The sequence below is a fragment of the Bacillus sp. DB-2 genome (assembly GCF_003315125.1).
Classification (GTDB): Bacteria; Bacillota; Bacilli; order Bacillales; family Bacillaceae_G; genus Bacillus_A; species Bacillus_A mycoides.
Map to the genome: position 1 here is coordinate 1 of NZ_QNRN01000026.1, position 15,196 is coordinate 15,196.

The window sequence follows — 15,196 nt, forward strand, 5'->3', positions numbered from 1 at the left end:
TTAGTCATGAAAAATCCCCTCCAAGTAATAGTGTAACATCCATGTATGTACATGGTCTTTTTACACTGTCTACCTAAAGGGGATAATATCAATATTGTATTCGTTTCAGACTCTTTTTATTTCTCTGGAAATTAAAGGTTTTTAAACTGGTGAGTTGAATTCCTGTATAGGGATAGTAGTTGTTAATACGAGGAGCGGAGAAAATGAAAAAGTAATAGACATACGTCATATATAAAAGGGCTTATAAAAGGAGAATGAAAATGGAAATTCAGTTCAATACCCTACTGCAAAAAGAATTAACAATTCATGATATTCAAAAGGAAATGGAAGCTGGGAAGTTAACTTCAAAAGAACTAGTCATGTATTATCTTCATAGAATCGCAAAGTATGACCAAGATGGACCGAAAATCAATTCTATTTTAGAAATCAATCCAGATGCTATCTTTATTGCAGAAGCGTTAGATTATGAAAGAAAGACAAAAGGTGTAAGAGGTCCATTACATGGTATACCTGTTTTACTTAAGGATAATATTGAAACGAATGACTCGATGCATACAAGTGCTGGTACGATTGCCCTAGAACAAAATATAAGTAGTGAAGATGCATTTCTCGTTACAAAACTTCGAGAAGCAGGATCAATTATAATAGGTAAAACAAATATGACAGAACTAGCAAATGCAATGTCTTTTGAAATGTGGGCTGGATATAGCGCTAGAGGTGGTCAAACAATTAATCCTTACGGTACAGGAAAGGATGATATGTTCGTTGGTGGCTCAAGTACAGGGTCTGCTATAGCAGTTGCCGCTAACTTTACTGTATTATCCGTTGGAACAGAGACAGATGCTTCTATTTTGAGCCCAGCTGTTCAAAACTCGGTTGTAGGTATTAAGCCGACTGTTGGGTTAATTAGTCGTAGTGGAATTATTCCTTTCACTTATTCACAAGATACAGCTGGGCCATTTGCTAGAACAGTAACAGATGCTGCTATTTTACTAGGGAGTCTAACTGGGGTGGATGAGAAGGATGTAGCCACTCATAAAAGTGAAGGCATGGCATATCAAGATTATACATCTTATCTTGATGCTAACGGTTTAAAGGGGGCGAAGATTGGTGTATTTAGCAATGCGCCAAAAGATTATTATGAATCTGGAGAATACGATGAAAAATTGTTTAAGGAAACGATTCAAGTTTTACGTAGTAAGGGAGCGAAAATAGTAGAAGATATTGATATTCCATCTTTTCATAGAGAATGGAGCTGGGGAGTTCCGCTTTATGAACTGAAGCATAGCTTAGATAACTATCTTTCTAAATTACCTTCTACTATTCTAGTACATTCTATTTCGGAGTTAATGGAGTTTAATAAAAACATAGCAGAAAGAGCTTTGAAATATGGACAAACTAAGTTAGAAAGAAAAAAAGATTTTCCTAATACGTTAAGAAATCCTGAATATTTAAAGGCAAGATTAGAAGATATATACTTTTCGCAGAAACAAGGTATTGATTTTGCATTGGAAAAATATAATCTTGATGCGATACTGTTCCCTTCTTATATAGGATCTACTATATGTGCGAAAGCAGGTTATCCGTCTATAGCAATGCCTGCGGGATATATGGATAATGGGAGGCCTTTTGGAATTACTCTTGCAAGTGCTGCTTTTAGTGAAGGGGCATTAATTAAACTAGCATATGCTTTTGAACAAGCGACAAAACATAGGAAGATTCCCAACTTGTCATGAATAGAATAAACAAAAAGGACAGGAATTCCTGTCCCTTTTGTTTTATTGATTAAAGTGAAATATCTTTCTGCTCCGTCTTCTGATATTTTAATAAGTTAAAGGATAAACAAGCAGAACATAAAATAAGAAAAGCGGCGATAATATAAATAGTACGAACGCCGAACATATCAGTAATAATTCCAACGCTAAGCATAGAAAGACCAGAAGCTGTCGAGAGAAGTGCACCATGAGCTGTATACATCTTCGATAATAAAGAAGGAGTGACGCTTGATTGTAAAACCGTCGTTTGAGAAATATCTCTAATTTGATAACATGGTCCCATTAGAACACAAAGAAATAGAGCAATAAATCCGCTACTTGTCATACCATATAAAAATGTAAGAATACTAAACATAAGAGAGCCTATCGCCATGGAGCGTATTAAATTTTTTTGAATATATGTACTCATTTTCCACGCTAATATCCCGCCAATTAATGTGCCGACGTAATAACTTGTGTTAATATATCCCCACCAATCTTCGCCTTTATGAAGAACAGTCGTTACATATGCCATCGTAATAGCACCGATCCATATCGTCCCTGCGAAAGTTTCAATTAAGTCCATAATTGTAACGATGCGCAGAGACGGGTGTTGAAATAACAGTTTCCATCCTTCTAATAATGCAGTAGTTTTCGAAGAAGTGGGTTCTGCTACTCGTTCAGCTTGTATAGATTGTAATGAAAGGTGTAATGTAATACATCCGAAAATCATCAATATGTTATTAATCATGAGTGTCGAAGTAACGCCAATGAGAAGAACAATTATGCTTGTAAATGAGTATGCAGCAGCTTGTATAATTTGTGTTGAAAAGGAAAAGACACTATTTACTTTTACTAATTTTTCTTGTGGTGTTAAGCGCGGGATAACTGCGTATAGTAGAGGAGCGCTCCAGCCACTACATAATGAAATGAAAATAACAAAAGTTAAAAGAGCAGAAATGTTTGTTGATAGTATAGGAAATAATATCATTAACAATATTAAAAGAGCTGTTTTAATCCATTGTAGAGTATATAGCAATGAATAAGATGGAAACCGATTCATTATAAGTGGTGCAGAGGTGTTCGCGATAAGATTTGTGATAACTTGTAATAATGGAAAAAGAGCAGTAATTGTAGCTGATCTAGTTGTGATATAGATGTGAGTTGTAATAATCATTATGTATACAATGTCAGCGAGAGTAATGCATATTTTGGAGCCCAAATAGTAAGTTAGTGAACGTTTAGGCAATAAGAATACCACCTTTCAAATCAATACTGCTTTTAATTTTAATTTTAATCATTATAATCTGTAAGTTATATTTTTGAAAGAATTAAATTTTTTGTCATTTTTTGAAAGGGATTTTCGTGTATAATGAAGAATATATTAATATAGCATTTTATTAATGCTTGTTGTAACAGCGAATACATATAATAGCTTGTAGCAAACGCCCCCTCTATGAGAAAGGGCGGATAAACCATTCTTTTCTTCATATACATATAGAAAATGAGAAAGAAAGTGAGGGTTGCATATGGCTGGATGGGTGATTTGGTTTATAATAGCGGGTATTTTATTTATTGCAGAAATGTTGTCGATTACGTTTTACATGCTTTGGCTTGGAATTGGAGCTGTTGTCGGAGGTCTTATTGCTTTGTTTGCTCCTGATGCACTATTTTTACAAGTTGTTGTTGGGGCGATTGTAAGTTTAACATTGACTTTCTTTACGAAAAGAATTTCTAAAAACTTTCGAGAAGCAAAAGGTTTTACTGATACAGTAGATAAACTTGTTGGTAAAAAGGGAATTGTTATGCAAACGATTACAAGTGAAGTGAACGGTATTGTGAAAGTGGATGGAGATACTTGGACAGCTATTTCGGATACTCCTATTGATGCTGGAGAAAAAGTCGTTGTTATACAGAGGCATAGTACTATTTTACAAGTGAAAAAGGAGAGTGAATAAATATGGCAGTAGCATTAACGTTAACGATTATTTTCGCATTGATTGTCGTTGTATTTATTGCATTGACAATTAAAATTATTTCTCAGCAAAAAGTTGGGGTCGTTGAAAGGTTTGGTAAATTTCAACGGATTATGCACCCTGGATTAAATATTCTAATCCCAATTGTAGACCGCGTTCGTGTATATCACGATTTACGTATTCAACAAACGAATGTACCACCACAAAAGGTAATAACGAAAGATAATGTACAAGTAGAAATTGATACAATTATTTTCTATCAAATTGTTGAACCAGAGCTTGCGACATATGGTATTTCAAACTATGAATATGGTGTTCGTAATATTACATCTGCAACAATGCGTCAAATTATTGGTAAAATGGAGCTTGATGAAACATTATCAGGTCGTGAAAAAATTTCAACAGAAATTCGTTTAGCACTTGATGAAGCGACAGAAAAATGGGGCGTTCGTATTGAGCGTGTCGAAATAGTCGATATTAATCCACCAAAAGATGTGCAAGTATCAATGGAAAAACAAATGAAAGCAGAACGTAATAAACGTGCGATCATTTTAGAAGCTGAAGCAGCGAAACAAGATAAAGTCCTTCGTGCTGAAGGGGAAAAACAAAGTAAAATTTTAATGGCTGAAGGGGATAAAGAAGCGCGTATTCGTGAAGCGGAAGGTATACGAGAAGCGAAAGAATTAGAAGCGCAAGGGGAAGCGAGAGCGATTGAGGAAATTGCAAAAGCAGAACAAAACCGAATTGAATTACTTCGCGCAGCAGATTTAGATGAGCGCGTACTTGCTTATAAATCATTTGAATCATTGATTGAGGTTGCAAAAGGCCCAGCAAATAAAGTATTTATTCCATCTAATGCAATTGAAACACTTGGTACTCTTGGGGCAATTGGGGAAATCTTTAAAGAGAAACAAACGAAGAAATTACCTTCGTCAGATACAGAAAAAGAACAATAAGAGTGAGGAAGAGAAATGGGATGCCATTTCTCTTTTTTTTGCGTATATTACGAAAGGCTTGTACATATCCATGTATAAAGAAGGTGATACAGTGAAAAAGTATGCAACCCGTATACATGGGAAGAAACTAATCTCGTTACTCTTTCTATATGCACTAGTCATAATTATTAGTGCGTCGATTTTGACGTCGCTTTTACATACAATGAAATCGAATTACGCGAATCAATGGTTTGGAAAAGTATCGATGCAAGGTTTTGTTCAAATGATAGAAAGTGAGAATCGCTATTACGGATTTGATTATTTTAAGCAGAATAAAAGGGAGTCATTTGGAAATTTAATGTTCTCGATGGCGACGGATTTGAAAATTAAAGATTTAAGAACGTTTGTCGGTAAAGAAGTGCCTGGTATGTCAAAGTATTACTCTAACATTATCGTAGCTGGGGAAGGAACAAACTTTACGAATATCCCAAATGAATCTAGTGTACCGATTGAAGAAGTAACGAAAGAGCGAGAAGTAGCAAAAGATAAAGTTACAGAAGCTGAAAAGAATAATCCGGTTCAGAAAAAGAACGGAGCGAAAAAAGGTGAAAGTGCAGTATATATTTATCATACACATAGCTGGGAATCTTTCTTTCCGTTATTACCAGGGGCTACCGATCCATCAAGTCCAGATGTAAATGTGTCCTTACTAGGGAAACGTATGAAAGAACAACTTGAAGGACAAGGAATTCCGGTAGTTCATGATAAAACGAATATGGGGGATTTATTAGCGAGTAAAAAATGGAAATGGCCGCAATCATATAAAGCGTCTCATGAATATGTAAAAGAAACATTAGCACAAAATAATAAAATTACGTTTCCGATTGATATACACCGTGATGATCAGCGGAAGAAGGTAACAACAAAAGTAATTAACGGGAAATCGTATGCAAGATTATATTTTATAATTGGGATGGAAAATGAAGGGCGTGCTGAAAATGAAAAAATTGCAAGAGCAATCAATAGTTATTTAGATGAAAACTATTACGGATTAAGTAGAGGGATTTTTCCGAAGTATAAAAAAGATGGAAATGGTGTTTATAATCAAGATTTATCTAAAAACGCAATGTTAATTGAAGTTGGTGGTGTTGATAATACATTGGATGAATTATATAACACGATTGATGTATTAACAGAAGCGTTGAGTAAGTATTATTGGAACGATGCAGAGAAAGTAAATGGGTGAGGAACGGGAGACCGTTCTTTTTTGTTATGGAAAGGTAAGAATGTGATATAATGGAAACTTGTGAATATTAAATGAGGGAGCAGGGGAAATATGCAAATAATATTAATACGCCACGGTGAATCAGAAGCTGATATTTTAAATGTACATGAAGGGCGAGCTGACTTTGAATTAACAGAAAAGGGAAGACAGCAAGTGCAAAGGCTTGTACAGAAAGTGAAAGCAGATTTCCCGCCAGATTTCATTTGGGCAAGCACATTAAAACGTGCTCGCGAAACTGGTGAAACATTAGCAGAAGGAATTGGGTGCCCAATTCAACTAGAAGAGGAATTAATGGAGTTCAATAATGGAGTGCAAGCAGGTTTATCATTTGAAGAGGCGAAAAAATATCCAGAGCCAAAGTTTCTTCATGATCGTTTTGAAAACGGGGAATCATTTATTGAATTTAGAATGAGAATAGAAGGAATCTTTTCTAAAATCGTGACAGAGAATACATATGACCGAATTGCAATTGTTGCACATGGTGGTGTAATGAATAGTATCTTACGTGCATTTTTCAAAATGCCAATCTCAATGGACTATTACTTTAAAATAGGAGATACGGGAATAAGCTTAATTGAAATTGATGGTGAACAAAAAACGGTACATTTCATTAATGATACGAATCATTTGGACGGGATGTAAAGACCTATGTACAAAGTAGTGTTTTTTGATGTTGATGGTACTCTTTTAAGTGAGATTGACAGAAGTATGCACGAAAGTACAAAAGAAGCGATACAAAGATTAATAGATAAAGGAATACAAGTAGTTGTTACAACAGGGAGACCATATAGCTTATGCTCACAATTTGAGGAACTAGGCATAAATACGTTTATTTCTGCAAATGGTGCACATATAAAATGTGCTGATGAAGTTATACATAAATCGGTACTTTCAAGAGGAATTGTTCATGATATTTCAAATTTCGCTGAATTACATGGTCACAGTGTTTCTTATTTTACAGAGGAATTTGTAATGAATGGTATTGCCTCAAAAGACGAACGTGTAATACGAGCATTAAATGAAACGTTAAATTTAGAGCGGTATCCTGACAAAGTTAGAAACTTATCAGAAGAGATTTATTGTGTATGTCTGTATGCTGATGAAACAGAAGCTCAAAAATTCTTTGAAAGATATCCAGCACTTACGTTTGAACGTTTTCATGGTTACGTTATGAATGTGTTGGAAGATAGTAAAGTATCGAAGCTAACTGCAATTCAAAAGGTATTGGAACATCTGAAAATTTGTAAATCAGAAGCAATTGCTTTTGGTGACGGTGGAAATGATATTGAGATGTTACAGTATGTAGGACTAGGAATTGCGATGGAGAATGGTGGAGAAGAGTTAAAAACAAGAGCTGATTTCGTTACAAAGAAGGCGAGTGAAGGTGGTATTTTATTTGCCTTAAAAAAGTTTAATGTCGTCTAACATACCTTTATTTCAATAAAGGTATGTTAGGATCTTTAATGTGCTCACATAATAAAATATGAATTTGCCCGCGATGATGATAAAAATGTGCAACGATTTCAAGTAACCATTCGAATCGAGAGTAAGAAATACCCCAATAAGCAGTCATAATTTCCGCTAATTCTTCATTGGAATAGGATGAAAAAGTTTTAGAAAGTAAATCGTACCCTTGTATCATCGTTTGCTGTATTTGAGTAATTGTTTCTGGTGTTTGTTCTATATAAAAGGTATGTAAGTCTTTTTCCGTAATACCATTTAATATGAGTAAATCAGCATGGAAAATAAGGGAAAGATGTGTGCACATTTCAAATAATGACCGCTTTGATTCAATCGGCTTTATTTTCAGATCACTTTCAGTATACTGGCTCAGTATTTGAATGGAAGTATCGATAGCAATTTTAACTTGATTCAATGCAGATGGAACAAACATTGTAATTATTCTCACCTCCGTATATAATAGTTTCTTAAGGGTATTATATCATACTCAAAATTCCGAAAATTCTAGTAGTTTGACTAGCATAGTGAAAAGTATTATATTGTAAAAGGTCATATGAAACGTGAAATAGAATGGAATGTAATTATTGAGTTAGGAGTTAGACCAATGAGCTTGAAATATGGAAGAGATACAATTGTTGAAGTTGACTTAAATGCTGTAAAACATAATGTAAAAGAATTTAAAAAACGTGTGAATGATGAAAATATTGCGATGATGGCTGCTGTAAAAGCGAATGGGTATGGTCATGGGGCAGTTGAAGTTGCGAAATCGGCTATTGAAGCAGGAATAAACCAACTTGCAGTTGCATTTGTAGATGAAGCAATTGAATTAAGAGAAGCTGGAATTACTGTACCTATTTTAATTTTAGGATATACATCAGTAGCAGCTGTAGAAGATGTAATTCAATACGACGTTATGATGACTGTTTATAGAGTAGAAGATTTACAAGGTATAGATGAAGTTGCAAACCATCTTCAAAAGAAAGTGCGAATTCATGTGAAAATTGATACAGGAATGAGCCGTATTGGTTTACAGGAAGAAGAAGTTAAACCGTTTTTTGAAGAGTTAAAACGTATGCGATATGTAGAAGTAGTAGGGATGTTTACACATTACTCTACCGCTGATGAAATAGATAAAACTTATACAAATATGCAAACAAGTTTGTTTGAGAAAGCTGTAAATACAGCGGGAGAATTAGGAATTCATTTTCAATATATTCATAGTTCAAACAGTGCAGGATCAATGGAACTTAGTAACACATTTCAAAATATGGTTCGTGTTGGTATTGGAATTTACGGTATGTATCCTTCAAGAGAAGTGGATCATACAGTTGCTTCCTTACAGCCAGCGTTGTCTTTAAAATCAAAAGTAGCTCATGTTAAACATGCGAAGAAAAATCGTGGTGTTAGCTATGGGAATACTTATGTAACAACGGGCGAAGAATGGATTGCAACTGTACCGATTGGTTATGCTGATGGTTATAATCGTCAGCTATCTAATAAAGGGCATGCACTAATAAACGGAGTACGAGTACCTGTAATTGGCCGTGTTTGTATGGATCAGCTTATGCTAGATGTTACAAATGCAATGCCAGTACAAGTAGGAGACGAAGTTGTATTCTACGGCAAACAAGGTGAAGAAGAGATTGCGGTGGAAGAAATAGCAGATATGTTAGGTACAATTAATTATGAAGTTACATGCATGTTGGATAGAAGAATTCCACGTGTTTATAAAAAAAATGATGAAACGACTGCGGTTGTAAATATATTAAGAAAAAAATAAGAAAAAACTGAATCGATATGATTCAGTTTTTTTATTTTTGACAAATGAAAAATGTTCTATTTATACCGTGTAGTTGTATATTGTTACATCCTACAGATTTTAAAGAGGTAATAATTTCGTCTCTAAAATAACATGCTTCCTCGATAGAAAAGTCACTCCTATTCCAACAATCTATAATAATCATACTTTGTCATAATTTCAAAACCACATTGTGTATATAGTTTTAAAGCATTGTTATTTTTCGTTTCGACGTCTAGTTCAATTGTTGAAACTCCTTCTGTAATAAGTGTACGTACCATATAACTAAGAATATCTTTACCATATCCTTTACCTTGATAAGAAGGATGAACGGCGAATCCTGATAGTGTAGTAGATTGCTCTTGCTCAGTAACTGTAATCGTTCCTATCACTTTTTCATCGATAAGAGCACTGTAAACTTGATGGGAAGATGAATTCATCATCTTTTGTAACCATGTGGATGTATTTGCTGCCGAATCTCCAAAAGCTTCACTAGCGATTTCTATAAGATCAGGAAGTAATTCAGAAGATGCAACGGTAAGATTAATATTATTTTTCAATGTTTTTTGTGCTTCGTTTGTTTTGAACTTCATACCGTATTCACTGTATAAATAAGGAAAGTTCATTTGTTTTGCAAATGATTTCCCCGAAATAGAGTCACCATTAATTATAAGAAGGGCTTCATCTGCCTCTCTTTTTTGTATTTCTTTCATTGCGGTTTGTAAAAGAGTAGTGCCTATATGTTGTTTCCTATAGTTCGGATGAACAAACCCTATTAACTCCAGTTTTGTTGGTCTCTCAAAGTCATACATACTTAATGCACCGATTAATTGAGTATCATCATAAAATAGAAAATCATTTACCACTTCTATATTACGGGCAGTTAAAAAGTTTATATGTAAATCTGACGAGTAATCAATTTGATCGTGTTGTCCGCAAATATGAGATAAATCTTTCATTTGCTGAATTTCGTTTTCTGTTAAAGATTTCTTTTGTTCAATATTCATTTCATAATCCCTCTCATTCGTATTTAAAAATAGGATGGATGACTTAGCCACTTGTCTAACTCCACACTGCCCTGAACAGATAATAACCGGTACAAATATCGATAGGGATGTCTACATTCTTCAAGACGAGGAATGGGCATAATGGTTTCGTAACCTTGTTTAAAAGCATGAGCCTCTTTTTCTGTAAATACATATTCTAATCCAATAAAATCAAACTCTCGAGGAGCAACCGCATAAGCTTCTGTATCTACTAAACCAGTAATAGATTGACCATCTGATAAAAACTGAGTAGGATCCATATCAATTAAAACAAGTGTAGATTCCTTCGGTGACGGCAAGGAAGAGAGCTGTGACTCAAAAGTATGGAATGCGTTTTGGATGCTCGCGTTATCGGAATAGAACTTATTTACAAGATCTTTACTGACTTTTAATATGTGAGACTTAAATTCTTCTAGTGGAATGTGGAAAGTATTTGATGGGTTTCCTATAAACTCTGCTTGAAACGAATGAATTTCTGCTAGTCCTTTTCCAAGGCTGAATAAAATAGAATCAGGTTGTTCGATAAATGATTGCAGCGTATTTCCGGTTAGTTTTCCGACGATTACATACTCTCGCTCATTTAAAACATGTTTTTGCAAAATAGTCGGGATGGGTAAGGTAGTATGCTTTTTCAATAATGCGTGTATTGTTTCTAAATGATGTACATGCCTTGGATCAATTCCAAAAAGATTTTTACATCCCCACCAAAAATCATTGTTGGGCTCTTCAGTCATTTTTGAGGAACGAACAATAACTTCTTCAGCTTCTGTTTTAACAAGAAACACGTCGCTTGCATGGTCTACATAGCCTGGGTGTAAAGTTTGAACAGATAAAATAGGTGAAGTGAATAGTTGTTGTAGCATGAAAGGTCCCCTTATTCTGTAAATTCTATAAATTCATTATATAACAGAATATGTACCAAGTGGATAATGATGGGGACAACATAGAACTTAAATAAATTTATGGTGAGAAATCAGTGTGAAAATTATATTTTTCTAGTTTTGTATGAATTATCAAAATAATGTTTCTGACGATAAATCTGTAAAAATTCCTGAATATAAATCCCGTATTTTTCAATAAATGAAAGGTTAAGCCTACTTTTATAAGAGTTATAATGTAGGTTATGAAAAATATTTCTCAATAATAAAATGAAGAGAAATATATGAAGAAGTAGAATAGATTACTTAATAGTTTTAAATTAATTAATATTATTAACTATTAATTATATTAGATAGGAGAGAATATTATGGCAAATGTACTCGTAATAAATTTCCCTGGAGAAGGTCATATAAATCCGACTTTAGCTATTGTAAGTGAGTTAATTCGGCGAGGGGAGACAGTTGTTTCGTATTGTATTGAAGATTATAGAAAGAAGATTGAAGCAACAGGTGCAGAATTCCGAGTGTTTGAGAATTTCCTCTCTCAAATTAATATTATGGAGCGAGTAAATGAAGGTGGGAGTCCTTTGACGATGCTGTCTCATATGATTGAAGCATCAGAGCGTATTGTTACTCAAATTGTAGAAGAAACAAAAGGGGAAAAGTATGATTACTTGATATACGATAATCATTTTCCAGTAGGACGTATTATAGCCAATTTTTTAAAATTACCTAGCGTTTCTTCTTGTACAACGTTTGCTTTTAATCAGTACATTACTTTTAACGATGAACATGAATCAAGAAAAGTAGATGAAACGAATCCATTGTATCAATCTTGTTTAGCAGGAATGGAAAAATGGAATAGACAGTATGGAATGAAATGTAATAGTATGTATGATATTATGAACCATCCTGGTGATATTACTATTGTATATACTTCAAAGGAATATCAGCCGCGTTCAGATGTATTCGATGAATCGTATAAGTTTGTCGGCCCATCAATTGCTACGCGTAAAGAAGTAGGGCGCTTTCCTATGGAAGATTTAAAAGATAAAAAATTGATTTTCATTTCTATGGGAACAGTTTTTAATGAACAACCTGAGCTATATGAAAAATGTTTTGAAGCGTTTAAAGATGTAGAAGCGACAGTCATATTAGTTGTTGGTAAGAAGATAAATATAAGTCAATTTAAAAACATTCCGAATAACTTTAAGTTGTTTAATTATGTGCCGCAATTAGAAGTATTACAGCTTGCTGATGTATTCGTGACACACGGTGGTATGAATAGTTCAAGTGAAGCACTATATTACGGTGTCCCATTAGTTGTAATTCCGGTAACAGGAGATCAGCCTTTAGTTGCGAAGCGAGTGAGTGAAGTAGGAGCTGGAATAAGGCTTAATCGTAAAGAATTAACTTCTGAATCGTTACGTGAAGCTGTAGAGAAAGTAACGTATGATGTAACGTTTAAGGAAAATAGTCGTAAAGTTGGAGAGACACTTCGAAATGCTGGTGGGTATAATAGGGCAGTTGATGAAATATTAAAAATGAAAATGAATTCATACTTAAAACTTAAATAAATGTTTGGAGCACACTTACTGTAATATGTAAGTGTGTTTTTATAAATAAATTACATAAAAAATCACTGTAAAGGTGAAACTTTTGTGTATATAAACTCATATCTTTGAATTAGTAGTAAAATTACGTTAAAATAATACTAAGAAAATACATAAGTTTTGGGGGTAATGAATGAAAAAATTATTTGAATACGTATTATTAACAATTGGCTCCATTATTGTAGCGGGTTCACTAGAGCTTATTTTAGCACCTAATGGATTAGTAGATGGTGGGGTAACGGCCATTGCTATTATGGCAAATAAAGTTGCTGGATTACCGCTTTACGGAGTGTTTTTAGGACTTAATATCCCGATTTTACTATTTACTGCAAAGGTAATGGGAAAGAAGTTTTTCATCCGTACATCCTATGCAAATGTTGTTACAACACTCGGATTGATTTATTTAAAACCATTTCCAGCAATTACGACTTCGGAATTATTAATTGTACTTTACGGAGGAGTTCTATTTGGAGTTGGTGTTGGGATCGTTGTAAAAATGGGCGGAGCAATTGATGGATCAGAAATGTTAGCTGTTTGGATGAACAAGCATTTTAAAGTACCAATTAGTACATTTTTACTTGCTGTAAATGCGGTTATTTTTGTATTTGTTGCTATTTTATTTTCAATTGAGCAAGCGATGTTCTCATTAGCAATTTTCTATATTGTTACGAAAATGATTGATTTCATATTAGATGGTATTAATCAAGGAAAGAGCGTTATGATTATTTCTGGGAAAAATAAAGAAATAGGCGATTTGCTTATGAAAGAATTGCAATTATCCGTTACGTATCTACATGGAGAAGGTGGTTTTTTAGGAGAGCACAAGAAAATCATTTATTGTATTACAAACCGTTTCATTTATCCAAAAATGAAAGATCTCGTTCTCTCTGTAGATCCAACCGCTATAATTGAAGCTTCCTATTCAACAGAAACAACTGGTGTTAAGCGTCCAGGAAGGACTGCTCGATCAGGAGACGTATCAGAAAAATAGTGTGTAAAATAACTCCACATAAGTATAACTTATGTGGAGTTATTTTACTAAAGGAACCAGGCTTCCTTTAGTAATTTGACTACAATTTCGATACTATCTTCGGGAATGCTGCCGAAACTGAGTAGTACATATGACGCCTCCCTTAAATTATGTACAGAATCATATGTAGAGAGTGGGTATAATTTGATTTGTTGTTTTGCAGCTGTATGAATCAGTTCTTGTTCGTTCATACCATTATGAACATGAAGTACGATATGCAGTCCAGACTGTTCGCCAAGTATTTGAACACGAGATCCCATTTCATTTTTGATAGATTTAACTAGTAATGTGTGCTTTCTTTTATATAACGTACGACTACGGTTCAAATGGCGCTCCCAATCACCATTGTGAATAAAGGTTGCAAAAGCGAGTTGCTGTATTGTGGAAACAGTTTGTTTAAACTTACCTTCCAGCTCTGTATAGATTTTTAATAGGTGAGTTGGTAAAACGATATACCCCATTCGCAAAGAAGGTAAGAAGGATTTCGAGAAAGTTCCCATATAAATAACGCGTTCATTTGAATCTAGTCCTTGTAAAGAGGGAATAGGTTTTCCTACATAACGAAATTCTCCGTCATAATCATCTTCAATAATATATCCTCCGCAATCATTGGCCCATTTTAATAATTCGAGCCTTCTAGATAATGGCATAATCATTCCAAGAGGAAATTGGTGTGATGGAGTGACGTATGCTACATTGGAACGTGATTCAAGTAAAGTTGAAATACGAATCCCTTTATCGTCTAATGAAATAGGGTGAACAGGAAGACCAGAACTTTGAATCATGGCAGTTATACGGTGAAATCCAGGGTTTTCGATTCCGTATTCTTTTTTTGAACCAAGCAGTTGAAGTAGTAGCCAAAGAAGAGGCTGCGTACCGGCTCCGATAATAATTTGATCAGGTGAAGAATGTACCCCGCGTGCATGGTATAAATATTTTGAAATATGCTCTCGTAGAACGAACTCACCTTGAGGATCTTCTTTAGCAAATAATTCATTTTCATACTGGAATAAAGTTTCTTGTAATGCTCTTTTCCAGTTTGTAATTGGAAAAGCTTTTTGATCAATAAGGCCTTGGCTACAATCATAGTCATATTGTTCATTTTTAATATTGTTAGCGCTGTTTGACGCAACGTGTTGTTTATTTTGAATGATATCAATATCAACTTCCACAACAAAAATCCCGCGTTTCGGTTTACTTTCTACATAACCTTCAGCTAGTAATTGTTGATAAGCAGATTCAACAGTAATACGACTAACATTAAGTTGTATCGCTAAATTTCTATGAGAAGGAAGGCGTGTACCGGCAGGTAGTAATCCCTGAGAAATTTCTCGTTTCATATATTCGTAAATTTGTAAGTAAATTGGTGTTTTACTTTCTAATTGTAATGGGATAGTAAGATCCATTTTAAGAATTCTCC

Annotated in this window: 14 protein-coding genes and 1 pseudogene; 9 read left to right on the forward strand and 6 right to left on the reverse strand. The window is 34.3% G+C overall.

From position 1 onward, the window contains the following. Positions 1 to 260 precede the first annotated feature (260 nt). Positions 261 to 1,736, forward strand: coding sequence for an amidase family protein (locus DET63_RS28830; RefSeq protein WP_113938534.1), 1,476 nt, complete (start codon positions 261 to 263; stop codon positions 1,734 to 1,736). Positions 1,737 to 1,785: 49 nt separating this feature from the next. On the opposite strand, the gene DET63_RS28835 is transcribed toward DET63_RS28830, so the two are convergent. Then, on the reverse strand, positions 1,786 to 3,003 hold the full coding sequence (locus DET63_RS28835; RefSeq protein ID WP_002168568.1) for an MFS transporter: 1,218 nt from the start codon (positions 3,001 to 3,003) through the stop codon (positions 1,786 to 1,788). Between the two features lie 280 nt (positions 3,004 to 3,283). On the opposite strand from DET63_RS28835, the gene DET63_RS28840 reads away from it, so the two are divergent. The 5 genes from DET63_RS28840 to DET63_RS28860 all read left to right on the forward strand — a co-directional run bounded on the left by DET63_RS28840 (position 3,284) and on the right by DET63_RS28860 (position 7,375). Then, on the forward strand, positions 3,284 to 3,712 hold the full coding sequence (locus DET63_RS28840) for an NfeD family protein (protein WP_002012470.1): 429 nt from the start codon (positions 3,284 to 3,286) through the stop codon (positions 3,710 to 3,712). A gap of 2 nt (positions 3,713 to 3,714) precedes the next feature. Further along, positions 3,715 to 4,686 carry an SPFH domain-containing protein gene (locus DET63_RS28845; RefSeq protein ID WP_002012471.1) on the forward strand — a complete coding sequence of 324 codons (972 nt, stop codon included), beginning with the start codon at positions 3,715 to 3,717 and terminating at the stop codon, positions 4,684 to 4,686. A 91-nt stretch (positions 4,687 to 4,777) separates the two neighbouring features. Next, complete coding sequence (gene spoIIP, locus DET63_RS28850) at positions 4,778 to 5,911, forward strand: stage II sporulation protein P (protein ID WP_309473027.1); 1,134 nt, start codon at positions 4,778 to 4,780, stop codon at positions 5,909 to 5,911. A gap of 90 nt (positions 5,912 to 6,001) precedes the next feature. After that, complete coding sequence (locus DET63_RS28855; RefSeq protein WP_113938535.1) at positions 6,002 to 6,592, forward strand: histidine phosphatase family protein; 591 nt, start codon at positions 6,002 to 6,004, stop codon at positions 6,590 to 6,592. A 6-nt stretch (positions 6,593 to 6,598) separates the two neighbouring features. After that, positions 6,599 to 7,375: a Cof-type HAD-IIB family hydrolase gene (locus tag DET63_RS28860; protein ID WP_113938536.1), complete on the forward strand. Its 777-nt coding sequence runs from the start codon at positions 6,599 to 6,601 to the stop codon at positions 7,373 to 7,375. 7 nt (positions 7,376 to 7,382) lie between these two features. Here DET63_RS28860 and DET63_RS28865 read toward each other — a convergent pair whose 3' ends face one another. Further along, a complete protein-coding gene (locus tag DET63_RS28865) occupies positions 7,383 to 7,844 on the reverse strand; it encodes a DinB family protein (RefSeq protein ID WP_113938537.1) in 462 nt (153 codons plus the stop codon). 171 nt (positions 7,845 to 8,015) lie between these two features. Here DET63_RS28865 and alr point away from each other — a divergent pair, with 171 nt between their 5' ends. Beyond that, entirely contained in the window at positions 8,016 to 9,191 is a 1,176-nt protein-coding gene (gene alr, locus DET63_RS28870) for an alanine racemase (RefSeq protein ID WP_113938538.1), read from the forward strand. A gap of 31 nt (positions 9,192 to 9,222) precedes the next feature. Here alr and DET63_RS31110 read toward each other — a convergent pair. The 3 genes and pseudogenes from DET63_RS31110 to DET63_RS28885 all read right to left on the reverse strand — a co-directional run. Next, positions 9,223 to 9,357, reverse strand: a pseudogene (locus DET63_RS31110) (class I SAM-dependent methyltransferase); the annotation flags it as partial. Continuing rightward, complete coding sequence (locus DET63_RS28880) at positions 9,350 to 10,216, reverse strand: GNAT family N-acetyltransferase (protein WP_113938539.1); 867 nt, start codon at positions 10,214 to 10,216, stop codon at positions 9,350 to 9,352. The gene DET63_RS28880 and the pseudogene DET63_RS31110, both read right to left, overlap by 8 nt. A 23-nt stretch (positions 10,217 to 10,239) precedes the next feature. Continuing rightward, the gene (locus tag DET63_RS28885; protein ID WP_113938540.1) at positions 10,240 to 11,118 is read right to left on the reverse strand and encodes a phosphotransferase; all 879 of its coding nucleotides are present in this window, start codon (positions 11,116 to 11,118) and stop codon (positions 10,240 to 10,242) included. A 383-nt stretch (positions 11,119 to 11,501) separates the two neighbouring features. Between DET63_RS28885 and DET63_RS28890 the strand changes: the two genes are divergently transcribed. Together DET63_RS28890 and DET63_RS28895 are read left to right on the forward strand one after the other, a co-directional pair. After that, positions 11,502 to 12,710 (forward strand): macrolide family glycosyltransferase, encoded by a 1,209-nt coding sequence (locus tag DET63_RS28890; RefSeq protein ID WP_113938541.1) that lies wholly within the window; start codon positions 11,502 to 11,504, stop codon positions 12,708 to 12,710. Positions 12,711 to 12,879: 169 nt separating this feature from the next. Then, positions 12,880 to 13,737 carry a YitT family protein gene (locus DET63_RS28895; RefSeq protein WP_060749812.1) on the forward strand — a complete coding sequence of 286 codons (858 nt, stop codon included), beginning with the start codon at positions 12,880 to 12,882 and terminating at the stop codon, positions 13,735 to 13,737. Positions 13,738 to 13,784: 47 nt separating this feature from the next. On the opposite strand, the gene pdxR is transcribed toward DET63_RS28895, so the two are convergent. Next, positions 13,785 to 15,182, reverse strand: a complete 1,398-nt coding sequence (pdxR, locus tag DET63_RS28900; protein WP_113938542.1) for a MocR-like pyridoxine biosynthesis transcription factor PdxR — start codon at positions 15,180 to 15,182, stop codon at positions 13,785 to 13,787. Between the last annotated feature and the right edge of the window lie 14 nt (positions 15,183 to 15,196).

What these genes read in the sequence shown, in the direction of transcription:
- DET63_RS28890 (WP_113938541.1), top strand. Translation starts at nt 11,502, where the DNA reads ATGGCAAATGTACTCGTAATAAATTTCCCTGGAGAAGGTCATATAAAT.
- DET63_RS28860 (WP_113938536.1), top strand. Translation starts at nt 6,599, where the DNA reads ATGTACAAAGTAGTGTTTTTTGATGTTGATGGTACTCTTTTAAGTGAG.
- DET63_RS28880 (WP_113938539.1), bottom strand. Translation starts at nt 10,216, where the DNA reads ATGAATATTGAACAAAAGAAATCTTTAACAGAAAACGAAATTCAGCAA.
- alr (WP_113938538.1), top strand. Translation starts at nt 8,016, where the DNA reads ATGAGCTTGAAATATGGAAGAGATACAATTGTTGAAGTTGACTTAAAT.
- DET63_RS28830 (WP_113938534.1), top strand. Translation starts at nt 261, where the DNA reads ATGGAAATTCAGTTCAATACCCTACTGCAAAAAGAATTAACAATTCAT.
- DET63_RS28855 (WP_113938535.1), top strand. Translation starts at nt 6,002, where the DNA reads ATGCAAATAATATTAATACGCCACGGTGAATCAGAAGCTGATATTTTA.
- DET63_RS28885 (WP_113938540.1), bottom strand. Translation starts at nt 11,118, where the DNA reads ATGCTACAACAACTATTCACTTCACCTATTTTATCTGTTCAAACTTTA.
- pdxR (WP_113938542.1), bottom strand. Translation starts at nt 15,182, where the DNA reads ATGGATCTTACTATCCCATTACAATTAGAAAGTAAAACACCAATTTAC.
- DET63_RS28845 (WP_002012471.1), top strand. Translation starts at nt 3,715, where the DNA reads ATGGCAGTAGCATTAACGTTAACGATTATTTTCGCATTGATTGTCGTT.
- DET63_RS28840 (WP_002012470.1), top strand. Translation starts at nt 3,284, where the DNA reads ATGGCTGGATGGGTGATTTGGTTTATAATAGCGGGTATTTTATTTATT.
- DET63_RS28895 (WP_060749812.1), top strand. Translation starts at nt 12,880, where the DNA reads ATGAAAAAATTATTTGAATACGTATTATTAACAATTGGCTCCATTATT.
- DET63_RS28865 (WP_113938537.1), bottom strand. Translation starts at nt 7,844, where the DNA reads ATGTTTGTTCCATCTGCATTGAATCAAGTTAAAATTGCTATCGATACT.